At 73.0% G+C, this 15,123-nt stretch carries 16 protein-coding genes and 1 other RNA gene; 12 read left to right on the top strand and 5 right to left on the bottom strand.

The genetic code is table 11. The features are described from left to right. The first annotated feature begins 14 nt into the window (after positions 1–14). Complete coding sequence (prfB, locus tag ABT403_RS34535; protein WP_344155547.1) at positions 15–1,127, top strand: peptide chain release factor 2; 1,113 nt, start codon at positions 15–17, stop codon at positions 1,125–1,127. 106 nt (positions 1,128–1,233) lie between these two features. Here prfB and ABT403_RS34540 read toward each other — a convergent pair whose 3' ends face one another. Beyond that, positions 1,234–1,422, bottom strand: coding sequence for a hypothetical protein (locus ABT403_RS34540; protein ID WP_344155544.1), 189 nt, complete (start codon positions 1,420–1,422; stop codon positions 1,234–1,236). 229 nt (positions 1,423–1,651) lie between these two features. On the opposite strand from ABT403_RS34540, the gene ftsE reads away from it, so the two are divergent. From ftsE to ssrA, 5 genes are all read left to right on the top strand, one after another. After that, a complete protein-coding gene (ftsE, locus tag ABT403_RS34545) occupies positions 1,652–2,341 on the top strand; it encodes a cell division ATP-binding protein FtsE (RefSeq protein WP_042810247.1) in 690 nt (229 codons plus the stop codon). Between the two features lie 17 nt (positions 2,342–2,358). Next, positions 2,359–3,345 (top strand): permease-like cell division protein FtsX, encoded by a 987-nt coding sequence (gene ftsX / locus ABT403_RS34550; RefSeq protein ID WP_344155541.1) that lies wholly within the window; start codon positions 2,359–2,361, stop codon positions 3,343–3,345. A gap of 67 nt (positions 3,346–3,412) precedes the next feature. Next, entirely contained in the window at positions 3,413–4,591 is a 1,179-nt protein-coding gene (locus ABT403_RS34555; RefSeq protein ID WP_344155538.1) for a S41 family peptidase, read from the top strand. A gap of 18 nt (positions 4,592–4,609) precedes the next feature. After that, the gene (smpB, locus tag ABT403_RS34560; RefSeq protein WP_079427410.1) at positions 4,610–5,095 is read left to right on the top strand and encodes an SsrA-binding protein SmpB; all 486 of its coding nucleotides are present in this window, start codon (positions 4,610–4,612) and stop codon (positions 5,093–5,095) included. A gap of 84 nt (positions 5,096–5,179) precedes the next feature. Then, positions 5,180–5,568, top strand: a transfer-messenger RNA (tmRNA) gene (gene ssrA / locus ABT403_RS34565). Positions 5,569–5,647: 79 nt separating this feature from the next. On the opposite strand, the gene ABT403_RS34570 is transcribed toward ssrA, so the two are convergent. Then, the gene (locus tag ABT403_RS34570; protein ID WP_344155530.1) at positions 5,648–5,905 is read right to left on the bottom strand and encodes a Txe/YoeB family addiction module toxin; all 258 of its coding nucleotides are present in this window, start codon (positions 5,903–5,905) and stop codon (positions 5,648–5,650) included. Further along, on the bottom strand, positions 5,902–6,177 hold the full coding sequence (locus ABT403_RS34575; protein WP_344155527.1) for a type II toxin-antitoxin system Phd/YefM family antitoxin: 276 nt from the start codon (positions 6,175–6,177) through the stop codon (positions 5,902–5,904). Before ABT403_RS34575 ends, ABT403_RS34570 begins: the two co-directional genes overlap by 4 nt. Positions 6,178–6,271: 94 nt before the next feature. Here ABT403_RS34575 and ABT403_RS34580 point away from each other — a divergent pair, with 94 nt between their 5' ends. Then, positions 6,272–6,820 (top strand): GNAT family N-acetyltransferase, encoded by a 549-nt coding sequence (locus tag ABT403_RS34580; protein WP_344155524.1) that lies wholly within the window; start codon positions 6,272–6,274, stop codon positions 6,818–6,820. Between the two features lie 111 nt (positions 6,821–6,931). Here ABT403_RS34580 and ABT403_RS34585 read toward each other — a convergent pair whose 3' ends face one another. Both ABT403_RS34585 and ABT403_RS34590 read right to left on the bottom strand, forming a co-directional pair. After that, a complete protein-coding gene (locus ABT403_RS34585; protein ID WP_344155521.1) occupies positions 6,932–8,365 on the bottom strand; it encodes an SH3 domain-containing protein in 1,434 nt (477 codons plus the stop codon). 119 nt (positions 8,366–8,484) lie between these two features. Further along, positions 8,485–9,795 carry an MFS transporter gene (locus tag ABT403_RS34590; protein WP_344155517.1) on the bottom strand — a complete coding sequence of 437 codons (1,311 nt, stop codon included), beginning with the start codon at positions 9,793–9,795 and terminating at the stop codon, positions 8,485–8,487. A gap of 84 nt (positions 9,796–9,879) precedes the next feature. Between ABT403_RS34590 and ABT403_RS34595 the strand changes: the two genes are divergently transcribed. The 5 genes from ABT403_RS34595 to ABT403_RS34615 all read left to right on the top strand — a co-directional run bounded on the left by ABT403_RS34595 (position 9,880) and on the right by ABT403_RS34615 (position 14,914). Then, positions 9,880–10,848 (top strand): LysR family transcriptional regulator, encoded by a 969-nt coding sequence (locus ABT403_RS34595; protein ID WP_344155514.1) that lies wholly within the window; start codon positions 9,880–9,882, stop codon positions 10,846–10,848. Between the two features lie 97 nt (positions 10,849–10,945). Then, positions 10,946–12,325 carry a nitrate/nitrite transporter gene (locus ABT403_RS34600; RefSeq protein ID WP_344155511.1) on the top strand — a complete coding sequence of 460 codons (1,380 nt, stop codon included), beginning with the start codon at positions 10,946–10,948 and terminating at the stop codon, positions 12,323–12,325. A 233-nt stretch (positions 12,326–12,558) separates the two neighbouring features. Then, positions 12,559–13,710, top strand: a complete 1,152-nt coding sequence (locus ABT403_RS34605; protein WP_344155508.1) for a uroporphyrinogen-III synthase — start codon at positions 12,559–12,561, stop codon at positions 13,708–13,710. Positions 13,711–13,719: 9 nt separating this feature from the next. Next, positions 13,720–14,268, top strand: coding sequence for a GNAT family N-acetyltransferase (locus ABT403_RS34610; RefSeq protein WP_344155505.1), 549 nt, complete (start codon positions 13,720–13,722; stop codon positions 14,266–14,268). Between the two features lie 82 nt (positions 14,269–14,350). Continuing rightward, positions 14,351–14,914, top strand: a complete 564-nt coding sequence (locus ABT403_RS34615) for a CGNR zinc finger domain-containing protein (protein ID WP_344155502.1) — start codon at positions 14,351–14,353, stop codon at positions 14,912–14,914. The last annotated feature ends 209 nt before the right edge of the window (positions 14,915–15,123 follow it).

Raw genomic sequence — 15,123 nt, forward strand, 5'->3', positions numbered from 1 at the left:
GCTACGCTGGACCCGTGGCAGTCGTCGATGTTTCCGAAGAGCTGAAGTCCCTCTCCTCGACCATGGGGTCGATCGAGGCCGTCCTGGACCTCGACAAGCTGAGGGCAGAAATCGCCGTGCTCGAGGAGCAGGCCGCCGCGCCGTCCCTGTGGGACGACCCGGACGCCGCCCAGAAGATCACGAGCAAGCTTTCGCACCTCCAGGCGGAGGTCCGCAAGACCGAGACCCTGCGCGGCCGCATCGACGACCTCGGGGTGCTGTTCGACCTCGCCCAGGAGATGGACGACGCGGACACCCTCGCCGAGGCCGAGGCCGAGCTGGTCTCCGTCCGCAAGGCGCTGGACGAGATGGAGGTCCGGACCCTGCTCTCCGGCGAGTACGCCGAGCGCGAGGCCCTGGTCAACATCCGTGCCGAGGCCGGCGGCGTCGACGCCTCCGACTTCGCCGAGCGCCTCCAGCGCATGTACCTGCGCTGGGCCGAGCGCCACGGCTACCCGACGGAGATCTACGAGACCTCGTACGCGGAAGAGGCCGGCATCAAGTCGACCACCTTCGTCGTCAAGGCCCCGTACGCCTACGGCACCCTCTCCGTCGAGCAGGGCACCCACCGCCTCGTGCGCATCTCGCCCTTCGACAACCAGGGCCGCCGCCAGACCTCCTTCGCGGGCGTGGAGGTGCTCCCGGTCGTCGAGACCAGCGACCACGTCGAGATCGACGAGTCCGAGCTGCGCGTGGACGTGTACCGCGCCTCCGGCCCCGGCGGCCAGGGCGTCAACACGACCGACTCGGCCGTGCGCATCACGCACATCCCGACCGGCATCGTGGTCTCCTGCCAGAACGAGCGCTCGCAGATCCAGAACAAGGCCAGCGCCATGAACGTCCTCCAGGCCAAGCTGCTGGAGCGGCGCCGCCAGGAGGAGCAGGCCAGGATGGACGCCCTCAAGGACGGCGGCAGCTCCTGGGGCAACCAGATGCGCTCCTACGTCCTGCACCCGTACCAGATGGTCAAGGACCTGCGCACGGAGTTCGAGGTCGGCAACCCGCAGGCGGTCCTCGACGGTGAGATCGATGGCTTCCTGGAGGCCGGGATCCGCTGGCGCAAGCAGCAGGAGCAGCAGAGCGCCTGAGCGCCCCACGCGGCGCGGCACACGGCGTCGCACACAGCGAGGAAGGGCCCGGACACCCACGGTGTCCGGGCCCTTCTCTTGGCCTCTGATCGGGACGCGGCGCGGCCTACGCGGTCCGGGCCACCAGTGCCAGGGCGGCCACCAGCACCACCATGAGCGCGATGAGCGCCATCGGATTCAGCCCTGCGAAGGGGCCCTCCTGCTGGAGGCGCTCCCGGTTCGCCCGGCACACCGGGCAGCGGCCCTGGCTGACGGGCGCGGCGCAGTTCGCGCACACGAGCCGGTCATATGTCATGCGCTCCTCCTCTCGTCCCCTCATGACGCTTAACGGCAAGGGGACCGAGTCCGTTCCCCTCTCCCACTGTGCCAGCTCCTTCGGCATTCGGCGCGGCCCGTCCGGACAAGAGCGGTCCGGCTCCCCCGGGAGCCGGGGATAAATCGGGCAACTCCGAATGCCGGGTCCCCACCCCGCGCCCGTTCGCGTATGGTCACGCACACCTACTCCCGGCGACCGTGGTGCACCCGTGATCCGATTCGACAACGTCTCCAAGTCCTACCCGAAGCAAACCCGGCCCGCACTCAGAGATGTCTCCCTCGACATCGCCAAGGGCGAGTTCGTCTTCCTGGTCGGCTCCTCCGGCTCCGGCAAGTCCACCTTCCTGCGGCTGGTCCTGCGCGAGGAACGGGCGAGCCACGGGCAGGTGCACGTCCTGGGCAAGGACCTCGCCAAGCTCTCCAACTGGAAGGTCCCGCACATGCGGCGCCAGCTGGGGACCGTCTTCCAGGACTTCCGGCTCCTGCCCAACAAGACGGTGGCCGAGAACGTCGCCTTCGCCCAGGAGGTCATCGGCAAACCGCGCGGCGAGATCCGCAAGGCCGTCCCGCAGGTGCTGGAGCTGGTCGGCCTCGGCGGCAAGGAGGGGCGGATGCCGGGCGAGCTCTCCGGCGGTGAGCAGCAGCGCGTGGCCATCGCCCGCGCCTTCGTCAACCGCCCCGCCCTGCTGATCGCCGACGAGCCCACGGGCAACCTCGACCCGCAGACCTCCGTCGGGATCATGAAGCTGCTGGACCGGATCAACCGGACCGGCACCACCGTCATCATGGCCACGCACGATCAGCAGATCGTGGACCAGATGCGCAAGCGCGTCATCGAACTCGAACAGGGCCGACTCGTACGCGACCAGTCGCGCGGCGTCTACGGCTACCAGCACTGAAAGGTCTCTGAGACGCCATGCGCGCCCAGTTCGTCATGTCGGAGATCGGCGTCGGCCTCCGCCGCAATCTCACCATGACCTTCGCGGTCATCATCTCCGTGGCCCTGTCGCTGGCCCTCTTCGGGGGCTCCCTGCTCATGCGGGACCAGGTCAGCGCCATGAAGGGGTACTGGTACGACAAGGTCAACGTCACCGTCTACCTCTGCACCAAGAACGACGCCCTCGACGCGGCCGCCGGCAACGCCCCGGCGGCGGCCGGAGCGCCGGGCGCCGCCGCCGCACCCGCAGCCGGCAACGGCAAGCCCTGCTCCAAGGGGGCCGTCACGCCCGAGCAGAAGCAGGGCATCGAGCGCGAGCTCAAGAAGATGGACCTCGTCCAGACGGTCATGTACGAGTCCTCGGACGAGGCGTACAAGCACTACAAGGAACGCTTCGGGCACACCGCCCTGGCCTCGGTCGTCACCCCCGACCAGATGCCGGACTCCTTCCGGGTCAAGCTGAAGAACCCGGAGAAGTACGAGGTCATCACCTCCGCCTTCGCGGGCCGCGACGGGGTCCAGTCGGTGGCCGACCAGTCCACCGAGCTCGACAACCTCTTCGCCCTGCTGGGCACCCTCAACTGGGCCGCCCTCGGCATCATGATGATCATGCTGATCGTGGCGCTGCTGCTGATCGTCAACACCGTGCGCGTCTCGGCGTTCAGCCGTCGGCGGGAGACCGGCATCATGCGCCTGGTCGGCGCCTCCGGCTTCTACATCCAGGTGCCGTTCATCATGGAGGCGGCCGTCGCCGGCCTCATCGGCGCCGCCTTCGCCTGCGGGATGCTCGGCGCCGGCCAGTACTTCGTGATCGACCACGGCATCGGCCTCCGCGACAAACTCCAGCTGATCAACTTCATCGGCTGGGACGCGGTCCTCACCAAACTCCCGCTGGTCCTGGTCATCGGCCTCCTGATGCCCTCCCTGGCGGCGTTCGTGGCGCTCCGCAAGTACCTCAAGGTATGACGATCGCCTCCTGCCGTCTGCGGCCAACGCCGCTTGCGGCAGCGGGGCTTGTCCTAGACTCGGCCGCATGCCGGGTCTGCCCGCTCTCTGTCTCCGGCCCCGTGACCTGCGTCGCGGGGCCTTCTTAACGCTGCTGTTCGCCGTATCCGTGGGCACCGCGGCGGCCACCGGGTGCTGGGGCGGGCCCGAGGGCGGGCCCGTCGCCGCCCTCACGAGCGCCGGGGAGCCGGAGCCGGGCCCCGCGCCCGGGACCGCCGACCGGGAGGCCGTCGAGCGGGCCGCCGCCGAGGCCGTCGCCGAGGGGAAGTCCGGCAAGAAGGCCGCCCAGGAGGTGGTCAGCCGCAGCGGCGACCGCTGGGGCACCGTCTACGACCAGGGCGAGTACGCCGCCTTCGCCGAGGACCTCGACGGCCACTGGACCGGCGTCGGGCTCTGGACCGGGCGCCGCGGCGACGGCCGCATCGAGGTCGAGCGGGTCCAGCCCGACAGCCCCGCCGCCCGGGCCGGCCTGCGCGCCGGCGACCGGCTGCTGAGCGTCGACGGGCACGAGGTCAGCGGCCTGCCCGTCGCCGACGTGGTGGCCCGGCTGCGCGGCGAGGCAGGCACCCCGGTGGTGCTCGGCCTCAGCCGGGACGGCGTCCCGCTCCGCGAGACCGTCCGGCGCGAGCGGCTGCGCGCCGACCCGGTGACCGTACGCCGCCTCGCGGACGGCACCACCGTGATCAAGGTGGCCTCCTTCACCCGGGGTTCCGGGGAGCGCGTCAAGGAGGCCGTGCGGCAGGCCCCGCCGGGCGCCGGGGTGATGCTGGACCTGCGCGGCAACCCGGGCGGCCTGGTCACCGAGGCCGTCACGGCGGCCTCCGCCTTCCTGGACGGCGGGCTCGTGGCGACCTACGACGTACGCGGCGCCGAGCGCGCCCTGTACGCGGCCCCCGGCGGGGACACCGGCCGCCCCCTGGTGGCCCTCGTGGACGGCGGCACGATGAGCGCGGCCGAACTGGTCACCGGCGCCCTCCAGGACCGCGGCCGTGCGGTGACGGTGGGCACCCGCACCTTCGGCAAGGGCTCCGTGCAGATGCCCACCCCGCTGCCGGGCGGCGCGGTGGCGGAGCTGACGGTGGGCACGTACCGCACCCCGGCGGGCCGCAGCCTCGACGGCGGGGGCATCACCCCGGACCTGGCCGCCGGCGACGGGGCCGAGGAGCGGGCGCGGACGGTATTGGGTGGCCTCGGGGTGGGGTCGTAGTGCGAAAATGACCGCACTATGGCTAAGGAAAAAGGGCGCAAGCTGATCGCCCAGAACAAGAAGGCGCGGCACGACTACGCGATCATCGACACCTACGAGTGCGGCATCGTGCTCACGGGTACCGAGGTCAAGTCCCTGCGCCAGGGCCGGGCCTCCCTGGTCGACGGCTTCGTGTCGGTCGAGAGCGGCGAGGTGTGGATGTACAACGTCCACGTCCCCGAGTACAGCCAGGGCACCTGGACCAACCACAGTGCCCGCCGCAAGCGCAAGCTCCTCATGCACCGCGAGGAGATCGACAAGCTGGAGCGCAAGGCGGACGAGTCGGGCCACACGGTCGTGCCGCTGTCCCTGTACTTCAAGGACGGCCGCGCGAAGGTCGAGATCGCGCTGGCGAAGGGCAAGAAGGAGTACGACAAGCGCCAGACCCTGCGCGAGAAGCAGGACACCCGCGAGACCCAGCGGACGATCTCCGCGATCCGCCGCAAGCAGCGGGGCACGGTTTAATCTCCTGGCACGCGGTGGTCCACTTCGCGTACCATGGCGTCAGCACCGCCCCTCCGGGGTCGGCGCAGCTTGTAAACAGAACATGGGGATGATCGGTTTCGACAGCGGATGTCGATGCAGGGGAAGCGAGCCGAGGAAGCGGCAATGATCTCGCTAACCACATGTCGCAAAAAATAATCGCCAACTCCAAGAGCGATAACTCCCGCTTCACCCTCGCTGCCTAATAACAGTGAGCTGAAGCCTCTGTGAGGAGCGTCAGCCCGGAAGTGGTCCCGGTCCGGATCCTGGCGTCAACAAGGGATCTAAACCTCTAGCCCCGGTCACGGGGGTTGGAGGGAAACCAAACAGTGACTGAGCCCGTCGGAGACTTGTCCGTGTGATCTCCGGGGCCGAGAAAAGCGCAGCGGACTGCGCTCGGAGAAGCCCTGCTTCTGCACCGTTGGACGCGGGTTCGATTCCCGCCATCTCCACTCATCCCATGTGGGCGAAGGCCCCGCAGCCGTCTGGTTGCGGGGCCTTCGTCATGTTCCGGGGCGTGCCCGCGGCGCCGGTTCAGTAGTGGTACCGGGCCTTGAGGATCTTCACTTCCTTCTCGTCCGCCCGGTACACGAGGCGGTGCTCGTCGTCGATGCGGCGGGACCAGTAGCCGGACAGGTCTCCCTTCAGCGGCTCCGGTTTGCCGATCCCGGCGAACGGATCACGCTGGACCTCGCCGATGAGCCGGGTGATCCTGCGGGCCGTTTTCCGGTCGGAGGCGAGCCAGAACAGGAAGTCCTCCCAGGCTGCCGGGTCGAAGTGGACGCTCCTCACTCCTCGCCCCCGGTCAACTCCCGCAACTCGTCCATGCTCTTGGCGACGGTGGCCGCGCCCTCCCGGTCGCGGGCGACGGCCTCCATCAGCCGCTGCGCGTTGGCGGGCGAGCGCAGCAGGTAGACGGTCTCCTGCCAGGAGTCGTAGTCGTCGGCGGACATCAGGACGGCATCGCCGTTGCGCGAGGTGATGCGCACGGGTGTGTGGTCGGTGTTGACCCGCTCGATCAGCGGGAAAAGGCCCGCCCGGGCTTCGCTGGCGCTTATGGACATCGTCGTCTCCTCTCGGACCTGTACCGGTCCATGGTACGAGACTGGTACCGGAAACTCGTACTCGTACGGCACTGTGATCGTTTAGGGTGGCGCGATGTTCGAAGGAAATCTGGTGAGACTGCGCGCGCTGCGCGCCGAAGACGCCGAACACCATCTGCGGTGGCGCAACGACCCGGAGGTGGTGCGGCTGGCCGCGGCCGGCGATCCCCTCTTCGGGCCGGTCACGGCGGAGGCGATCGCGATCGCGTTCGAGGGGAAGCTGCGGCTGGTGCCGAGGGAGGCGGCCGTGTTCACGGTCGAGGACCTGGAGAGCGGGCGGGTCATCGGCATGGCCGACTACCGCGACCTCGACCCCTACGCCGGAGTGGCCACCCTGGGCATCACCATCGGTGAACGGGAGTTCTGGGGCCGTGGCCACGGCAGCGAAGCGGTACGGCTGATGGTGGACCACCTGTTCGGCGCGTACGGGCTGCACCGGCTGGAGCTGGACACCTGGAGCGGCAACGAGCGTGCCGTACGGGCCTTCTCGCGGCTCGGCTTCCGCGAGGAGGGGCGCCTGCGGGCGGCCGTGCTGGTGGCGGGGGAGCGCTACGACCGCGTGCTCTTCGGGATGCTGCGCGAGGAGTGGGTCAAGCCCGCGTGAGGTGCGGTACGGGCGAAGGCCCCGCGGTCTGCCGGCCGCGGGGCCTTCGTCGGGTGCGGCCCGCCGTCCCCGCCGCTGGTGCGGGCGGCGGTGACGGCGGGGGTAGCGGGGTCACGAGCAGTACGGGACCTTGTTGAGGTTCAGGGCGTAGCGTGCGGCGATCCAGCCGCGGCCGTCGGCGAGCTTGTACCAGATCGCGTTGTCGCCGACCTGTTCGCCGTCGACCTTGCACTGGAGCGCTACGACGGAGTCGTTCGCGACCTTGCCGGTCTTGGCGTAGCCCGTGCCGGGGCCGGAGCGGATGCCGAGGCCCTGGCCTGAGGTGACGATGCGGGCCTTCGGGCCGCCCTTGCCGTGGTCGCCCTTGTCGCCCTTGCCGTGGTGGTCGCCCTTGCCGTGGCCCTTGCCGTGGTCGTCCTTGCCGCCGTGGTGGCTGCCGCACTTGCAGTCGCCGGGCTTGCCCTTGTCTCCCTTGTCACCCTTGGGGCCGCGGTCGCCCTTCGGGCCCTGCTCGCCCGGGTAGCCCTTCGGGCCGCGCGGGCCCTCGGGACCCTGCGGGCCGCGGTCGCCCTTGTCGCCCTTGTCGCCCTTCGGTCCCTGCGGGCCGCCCGCCGGGCCGGTGTCGCCCTTCGGTCCCTGGTCGCCCTTGGGACCGCGCGGGCCCTCGGGGCCCTGGGGGCCGGCCGGGCCGCGGTCGCCCTTGTCGCCCTTCGGGCCGCGCTCGCCGGTGTGACCCTTGGGGCCGCGCTCGCCGGTGTCGCCCCGGTCGCCCTTGGGGCCGCGCTCGCCCGTGTCCCCCTTGTCGCCCTTGGGGCCCTGCGGGCCTCCGGCCGGGCCGGTGTCGCCCTTGGGGCCCTGCGGGCCGGTGTCGCCCCGGTCGCCCTTCGGGCCCCGGTCGCCGGTGTCACCGCGGTCGCCCTTGGGGCCCCGCTCGCCGGTGTCGCCCTTGTCTCCCTTGTCGCCCTTGGGGCCCGGACGGCCGGGCCTGCCGTGGTGGCCGGGCTTGCCGTCGTGGCCGTCGTGTCCGTGTTCCCCGGGCGGGCCGTCGTCGCCCTTCGGGCCCCGGACCGGGGTGGCCACGGCGAAGAGGGCCGGCGCGTCCTTGCCGTCCGACCACTCGCCGCCGTCCAGCGTGGTGCCCTCGGGGGCGTTCGCGTCCACCTTCAGGGAAACCGCCAGCCGGGTCTGCGTGTTGGCCGGGAAGGCGAAGCCGGCGCGGGTCCCGGCGTTGCAGGTCAGCAGGCGCGCGTCCTTGGAGCGGTTGCACGAGCCGCCGGCCCGCTGGCCGTTCCAGTAGAACCGGGCCTCCGGGAAGGTGGTCCGCTCCGGGGCGGTGATCCGGAAGGTGCCGCTGTGCGCCGGGTCCGCCCCGTTCAGGGCCGCGATGACGACGCGGCCCGTCTTCCCGGGGGCGATGGAGGGGACGTACGGCTGGGAGAAACGGACGTGCGAGGAGTCCGCCAGGGCGGGCACGGCCGGCATCAGACAGGACGCGGTGACGGCTGCGACGATCAGGGCCGACGAGACGGAGCGCGAAGCAGGCAAGGGGAGTTCCTCCGCGAAGGGAAGGGTTTGGGGGAAAGCCTCCCCAGTTATGGCGGATTGCGGCCTGGAAGGGTGCGACCCACGCGGTGACGTCACCCGGCAGCCGGATGAAATCCCGATCAACGGGCGGGCCGTGGAGTCGCAGATCCGACAATCAGTGCGGCCAGGGCCGCGGCCGCCGGCAGGAGATAGGCCGTCCCCGTGCCGAGCCGGTCCACGGCCAGGCCCGCCGTCGCCGAACCTCCCGCGATCCCCGCGAGGATGGCGGTGACGGCCAGTGTCATCCCCTCGTTGAGACGGCCCTCGGGGGTGCGGGACTGGACCAGCCCCATCGCGGTGACCATCACCGGCGCCGTCGCCATGCCCGCCAGCAGCAGGGCCGCGGCCAGCGGCGCGAGGGAGCCCGTGGCGGCCGCCGCCCACGGCAGGGCCATCGCCCCGGCCAGCGCGAGCAGGCAGGTCCGCAGGCTCCTCGGGCAACGGGCCCCGTACAGCAGGCCGGCCACGCAGGACCCCGCCGCCTGGAGCGCGAGGACCGGGCCGGACGCGCCGCCCAGGCCCAGGGCGGAGAGGTGGGCCACCGAGGTGACCTCCATCGAGCCGAAGACCAGGCCCGTGGCGAGGAACAGGCCGAGCAGCGGCGCCAGCGCACGCAGCGGGGAACGGCCCCCCGTGGTCCGGGGCGCCCCGCCGGGCGGGGGCTCGGTGGCGCGGTGGGCGGTGAACACCAGCATGCCGGTCAGCAGCAGCGCCGCCCCCGTGAGGGTGCCGGCCTCCGGGAAGACGGCGGTGCACAGGAAGGCGGCGAGGACCGGGCCGAGCATGAAGCACAGCTCGTCGGCGGCCTGTTCGAAGGACATCGCGGTGTGGTGCGCGGACCGGGGCAGCAGGTGGGTCCAGCGGGCCCGGGACAGGCCGCCGATGTTGGGGGTGGTGGCGGTGGCCGCGTAGGAGGCGAACAGGGTCCAGGCCGGGGCCTGCGTACGGACGCACAGGACGAGGCAGAGCGAGCCGAGGACGGCGATCACCGTGGCCGGTACGGCGGCCCGGGCCTGCCCGTACCGGTCGACGAGGCGGGCCGTCCACGGGGCGACGACGGCGGTGGCGGCCATCCCGGTCGCGGTGACGGCGCCGGCGAGGGCGTACGAGCCGCGCTGGCCGGCGATCATCATCACCGCGCTGATCCCGAACATGCCCATGGGCAGCCGGGCGAGCAGGTTCCCGGCGGTGAACCCGCGTGCCCCCGGGACGGCGAACAGGCGGGCGTACGGGCCCAGGAGGCGGGCGGCGGGGGAACGGCGGACGGGGACGGGGGCGGGTGCGGGGACGGGTGCGGGGACGGGGACGGGCCGTGCGGCGCGGGCCGGGGCGGGCGAGGCCAGGACCAGGGTGGCGCCCGTCACGGTCATGAGCGGGGTCTCTTGCGGCATGCCCCGAGCCTGCCGCCCGGCCCCGACGGCGGTCCAACACCTGTTCGGGGCCCATTCACGCCCTCCCGTTGTTAATCTTCTGCGGTGACCTCCCCCGACGTGGACCCCCGGCTGCTGCGCGGCTTCCTCGCCGTCGCCGAGGAGCTGCACTTCACCCGCGCCGCCGCCCGCCTCTACGTGGCCCAGCAGGCCCTCAGCCGCGACGTCCGCCGCCTCGAACAGGCCCTCGGCGTGGCCCTGTTCACCCGCACCACCCGGGCCGTCGAACTCACCGCCGACGGGATGCGCCTGCTGCCCCACGCCCGCGAGGTGCTCCGCGCCCACGAGGAACTCGCCGCCGCCTTCGCCGGACCGCCCCCCGCCCTCCTCGTCGACCTCAACACCGACGGCCCCACCACCGCCCGCCTCGTCCTGGAACGGGCCCGCGAACTCGCCCCCGGCCACGAGCTGATGGCCCGCTTCGAGAGCGGCCTCACCCACGCCGCCGCCGAGATCGCCGCCGGCCGGCTCGACGTCTCCTTCGGCTACTTCGACGGCCTGGACCCCGCCCTGCGCTCCCGGCTCGCCCACCGGCCCGTGCGCCACGAACCCCTCGCCGTGCTCCTGCCCGAGGACCACCCGCTGGCCGCGCTGGACGCCGTACCGCTCGATGCGCTCGCCGGCGAGAGCGTCTACGCCGGCGCCGGGAACCCGCGCACCCTGGAGTGGACCGGCCTGGCCCGCGAGCTGTTCGCCGGACGGGGCATCGCCGTGGCCCCGCCCGCGCCGGTGGCCGTCGGCAAGGAGGAGTTCGTCCGGGTGATGGCCAAGACCCGCAACCCCGTCCTGGTCACCGTCGTCTTCCTCGACATCCCCGGCTGCGTCAAACGCCCCCTCGTGGACCCCGTACCCCTCTCCCCGCTGTCCATGGTCTGGCGCGCGGGCCTGCGCCACCCCGGCCTCGACGCCCTCGTCCGCGCCGCCGCGGAACTCCAGGAAGCCCACCACTGGCTGGAACTCCCCCCGGGTGGCCGGCTCCCGGCCGCGCTCACAGCCGGCGCGCACGGCGGGTGAGAGCAAGGTTTCCCCCCGGTCATCCGGCGGGGACCGGGGCCGAAACGCGCCCTTCCTAACGTCGTCACCACGGACCAGACAGCTGTGGAGGCGTGTGATGAACGGAATCCGGCCGCAAGGCCGCCGGGGCGGCCGCTGGATCGAGCACTGGGACCCCGAGGACGAGACCTTCTGGCGGGAGACCGGCGAGCGCACCGCCCGCCGCAACCTCCTCTACTCCGTCCTCTCCGAGCACATCGGCTTCTCCATCTGGTCCCTGTGGTCCGTGATGGTCCTCTTCATGGGCCCCGCCTACGGGATCGACCCCGCCGGGAAGTTCTTCCTCATCGCCACCGCCACCGCCGTCGGCGGGCTCGTCCGCATCCCCTACACCTTCGCCGTCGCCCGCTTCGGCGGCCGCGACTGGACCGTGGTCAGCGCCCTGCTGCTCCTCGCGCCGACCGTCGCCGCGCTCCTCGTCATGGAACCCGGCACCCCGTACGGGACCTTCCTCGCCGTCGCCGCGCTCACCGGGGTCGGCGGCGGCAACTTCGCCTCCTCCATGACCAACATCAACGCCTTCTTCCCGCTGCGGAAGAAGGGCTGGGCCCTCGGCCTCAACGCGGGCGGCGGCAACATCGGCGTCCCCGTCGTCCAGCTCGCCGCGCTGCTCGTCATCGCCACCGCCGGCGCCGGACACCCCCGGCTGCTGCTCGCCGCCTACGTCCCGCTGATCGTGGCCGCCGCCGTGCTGGCCCTCGTCCGCATGGACAACCTGGCCCCCGTACGGGGCGACACGGGCGCCGTACGGGAAGCCGTCCGCGAGCCCCACACCTGGATCATGGCCCTGCTGTACGTCGGCTGCTTCGGCTCCTTCATCGGCTACGGCTTCGCCTTCGGCCTCGTTCTCCAGAGCCAGTTCGGCCGGACCCCGCTCCAGGCCGCCTCCCTCACCTTCATCGGCCCGCTGCTCGGCTCGCTCGTCCGGCCCGTCGGCGGGGCGCTCGCCGACCGGTACGGCGGGGCGCGGATCACCCTCGCGGCCTTCGTGGCGATGGCCGCCGCGACCGGGGTGGTCGTGCTGGCCTCCGTACGCCAGTCCCTGCCGGTGTTCCTGGCCGGCTTCACCGCCCTGTTCGTACTCAGCGGGCTGGGCAACGGCTCCACGTACAAGATGATCCCCGGGATCTTCCAGGCCCAGGCGCTCGCCCGCGGGCTCGGCCGCGAGGAGGCCGACGCGCAGGGGCGGAGGCTGTCCGGGGCCGCCATGGGCCTGATCGGTGCCGTGGGCGCGCTCGGCGGACTCGGGATCAACCTGGCCTTCCGCGAGGCCTTCTCCGCCTCGGGCACCGGCACCGCCGCCTTCGTCGCCTTCCTCGGCTTCTACGCCGTCTGCTGCGCGGTCACCTGGGCGGTATACCTCCGCCGGCCCGCCGCCGCGCCCGCCGGCCCCGAGAAGACGCAGAGCGGGCAGAAGGCGCAGCTCACGGTGGTGTGAGGGGGGGGCGAGGACACCCAAGGCCGGTTAACGGCACGGAAATACGGCGGAACCGAGCCCGACACGACGGGTTGGCAGGCTCGGAAACCGAGGCGCCGGGCCGGCCGACAGCGCGGTCGGCCGGCCCGACGACGCCGGCCCCGGAACACGGGAACAGACGTACTGGGCACTGGCCACTGGGCAATGGGCACTGGGCACTGGCCACTGGGCACTGGGCAAGGCAGGACACCACGATGGACGACGCTACGCACGGCCCCCTCGCGGGCTTCACCGTCGGAGTCACCGCCGCACGGCGCGCGGACGAGCTGATCGCCCTGCTCCGCCGGCGCGGCGCCACCGTCGTCCACGCACCCGCGCTGCGGATCGTGCCCCTCGCCGACGACGGCGAGCTGATGGCCGCCACCAAGGAACTCGTCGACAACCCGCCGGACGCCGTCGTCGCCACCACCGCCATCGGCTTCCGCGGCTGGATCGAGGCCGCCGACGGATGGGGCATCGGCGAGCGGCTGCTCGACCGGCTGCGCACCACCGAACTCCTGGCGCGCGGGCCCAAGGTCAAGGGCGCCGTACGGGCCGCCGGCCTGGTGGAGGCCTGGTCGCCGCAGTCCGAGTCCCTGGCCGAGGTCCTCGACCGGCTGCTGGCCGGCCCGGTCGCCGGACGGCGCATCGCCCTCCAGCTGCACGGCGAGCCGCTGCCCGGCTTCGTGGAGGCGCTGCGCGACGGCGGGGCCGAGGTGGTGCCCGTACCGGTGTACCGGTGGATGCCGCCCGAGGACCTCGCGCCGCTGGACCGGCTGCTGGACACCGTCGCCGCCGGCGCCGTGGACGCCGTCACCTTCACCTCCGCCCCCGCCGCCGCCTCCCTGCTGTCCCGCGCCGCGCAGCGCGGGCTCCGCGAGGCCGTGCTGAAGTCGCTGCGGGGGCCGGTGCTCGCCGCGTGCGTGGGCCCCGTGACCGCGCTGCCGCTCCAGGGAGAGGCGATCGCGACCGTCCAGCCGGAGCGGTTCCGCCTCGGGCCGCTGGTGCAGCTGCTCTGCCAGGAACTCCCCGGCCGCGCACGGGTCCTGCCCGTCGCCGGGCACCGGCTGGAGATCCGGGGCCACGCGGCGGTGGTCGACGACCGGCTGCGCCCCGTACCGCCCGCCGGGATGGCCCTGCTGACGGCCCTGGCCCGGCGGCCCGGCTGGGTGGTGTCGCGGGCGGACCTGCTGGGCGTGCTGCCGGGGGCGGGGCGCGACGAGCACGCCGTCGAGACGGCTATGGCCCGGCTGCGGGCCGCCCTGGGCGTGGCGAACCTGATCCAGACGGTGGTCAAGCGCGGCTACCGGCTCTCCCTGGACCCCGGTGACGGCGAGGGCTGGAGCGGGGCCGGGAACGTCCGCTAGCGTGCCCGCATGATCATCAACGGGGTGGAGATGAGGGGCCTGGCCGTCGGGGACGCCGCCGGGCTGGCCGACGCACTGACGCGCAACCGGGCGTACATGGCCCCCTACGAGCCGGAGCGGCCCGAGGCCTTCTACACCGAGGCGGGACAGCGGGCCCGGATCGAGGGCATGCTCCAGGACCGGGACGCCGGGCGGCTGGTCCCGTACGTGTTCACGGAGGCGGCGACCGGCGCCGTCGTCGGGGCGATGAACCTCGGCAGCATCGCGCGCGGGCCGCTGTGCAGCGGCGGCGTCGGCTACTGGGTCGACCGGGCCTGGCACGGCAGGGGCCTGGCCACCGCCGGCCTGGAGGAGGTCGTCCGCGCCGCCCGCGACGAGTTCGGGCTGCACCGCATCGAAGCCGGCACCCTCGTCGACAACACCGCCTCCATGCGGGTCCTGGCCAAGGCCGGCTTCACCGAGTTCGGACTCGCCCCCCGCTACCTCCACATCAACGGCGCCTGGCGCGACCACCGGCTGTTCCAGCGCCTCCTGCACGACGACCCGCCGCCCGCGTAGCCCGCGCGGGGGCTTCCGCTTCCCGGTCGGCGACGGCACTCTGGGGAGGCGTCCCACGGCGACGACCGAGGCGGTGACGGGCATGTGGTTCGACTCCGGGCGGGTCTGTCTGGACCTGCTGGCCACCCGGACCCCCCAGGGGGCCGAGGCCATCCACGACGGCGACGAGCTGCGCCTGTGGCTGGTCGGCGCCGGGCTGGTCCCCGACCGCACCCCGCTCGGCCGGCTCGGGCCCGACTGGGTGGAGGCCTTCCGCCGCCTGCGCCGCGACGTCGACCGCCTCGTCCGCGCCGAACTGGCCGGCTCCGCCCCGGAGGAGGCCGCCCTGGCCCGCGTCAACGCGGCCGCCGCCGGACCGCCCCCGGGGGTCTGCGCGGTCCGGGACCGGGAGGGGCACCTGGTGCGGGAGCTGTGCGGCGGCGTCGAGTGCGCGGGCCTGCTCGCCACGGTGGCCCGGGACGCGGTGGAACTCCTCACCGACCCCGGCGACCTGGCCCTCCTGCGCTCCTGCGGCGGCGACGGCTGCGCCCGCCTCTACCTGGACACCTCCCGCGGCCACCGCCGCCGCTGGTGCAGCAGCGAGGTCTGCGGCAACCGCGAACGCGTGGCCCGCCACCGCAGGCGGGTCCGGGGGGCGGTGGGCTAGAAGCCTCCCGCCGGCTCACGGCGCGACCGCGCCCGGGCGCGCCCGGGGCCGGCCGGAGGCTGCCCACCCGCCGCCCCGGGGTGGCGACGGGTGGGCGGCTGAACGGAGCGGGGCGGGGAGGGCGGGGTCTCGGCCGGGCGGTCTCAGGGAGGGTTGGGGGTTTCCCGTCAGTCTCATCGTCCTTCCGCGTCGGGCCGGCCTGTCAAGGG

Origin of the sequence: Streptomyces sp. NPDC000075 (assembly GCF_040301925.1) — a bacterium.
Lineage (GTDB): Bacteria > Actinomycetota > Actinomycetes > Streptomycetales > Streptomycetaceae > Streptomyces > Streptomyces polychromogenes.

Bases quoted from the DNA above. Each gene is read 5' to 3' on its own strand.
- ABT403_RS34540 (WP_344155544.1), bottom strand. From the start codon at position 1,422: ATGACATATGACCGGCTCGTGTGCGCGAACTGCGCCGCGCCCGTCAGC.
- ftsX (WP_344155541.1), top strand. From the start codon at position 2,359: ATGCGCGCCCAGTTCGTCATGTCGGAGATCGGCGTCGGCCTCCGCCGC.
- ABT403_RS34555 (WP_344155538.1), top strand. From the start codon at position 3,413: ATGCCGGGTCTGCCCGCTCTCTGTCTCCGGCCCCGTGACCTGCGTCGC.
- smpB (WP_079427410.1), top strand. From the start codon at position 4,610: ATGGCTAAGGAAAAAGGGCGCAAGCTGATCGCCCAGAACAAGAAGGCG.
- ABT403_RS34575 (WP_344155527.1), bottom strand. From the start codon at position 6,177: ATGTCCATAAGCGCCAGCGAAGCCCGGGCGGGCCTTTTCCCGCTGATC.
- ABT403_RS34580 (WP_344155524.1), top strand. From the start codon at position 6,272: ATGTTCGAAGGAAATCTGGTGAGACTGCGCGCGCTGCGCGCCGAAGAC.
- ABT403_RS34590 (WP_344155517.1), bottom strand. From the start codon at position 9,795: ATGCCGCAAGAGACCCCGCTCATGACCGTGACGGGCGCCACCCTGGTC.
- ABT403_RS34600 (WP_344155511.1), top strand. From the start codon at position 10,946: ATGAACGGAATCCGGCCGCAAGGCCGCCGGGGCGGCCGCTGGATCGAG.
- ABT403_RS34605 (WP_344155508.1), top strand. From the start codon at position 12,559: ATGGACGACGCTACGCACGGCCCCCTCGCGGGCTTCACCGTCGGAGTC.
- ABT403_RS34610 (WP_344155505.1), top strand. From the start codon at position 13,720: ATGATCATCAACGGGGTGGAGATGAGGGGCCTGGCCGTCGGGGACGCC.
- ABT403_RS34615 (WP_344155502.1), top strand. From the start codon at position 14,351: ATGTGGTTCGACTCCGGGCGGGTCTGTCTGGACCTGCTGGCCACCCGG.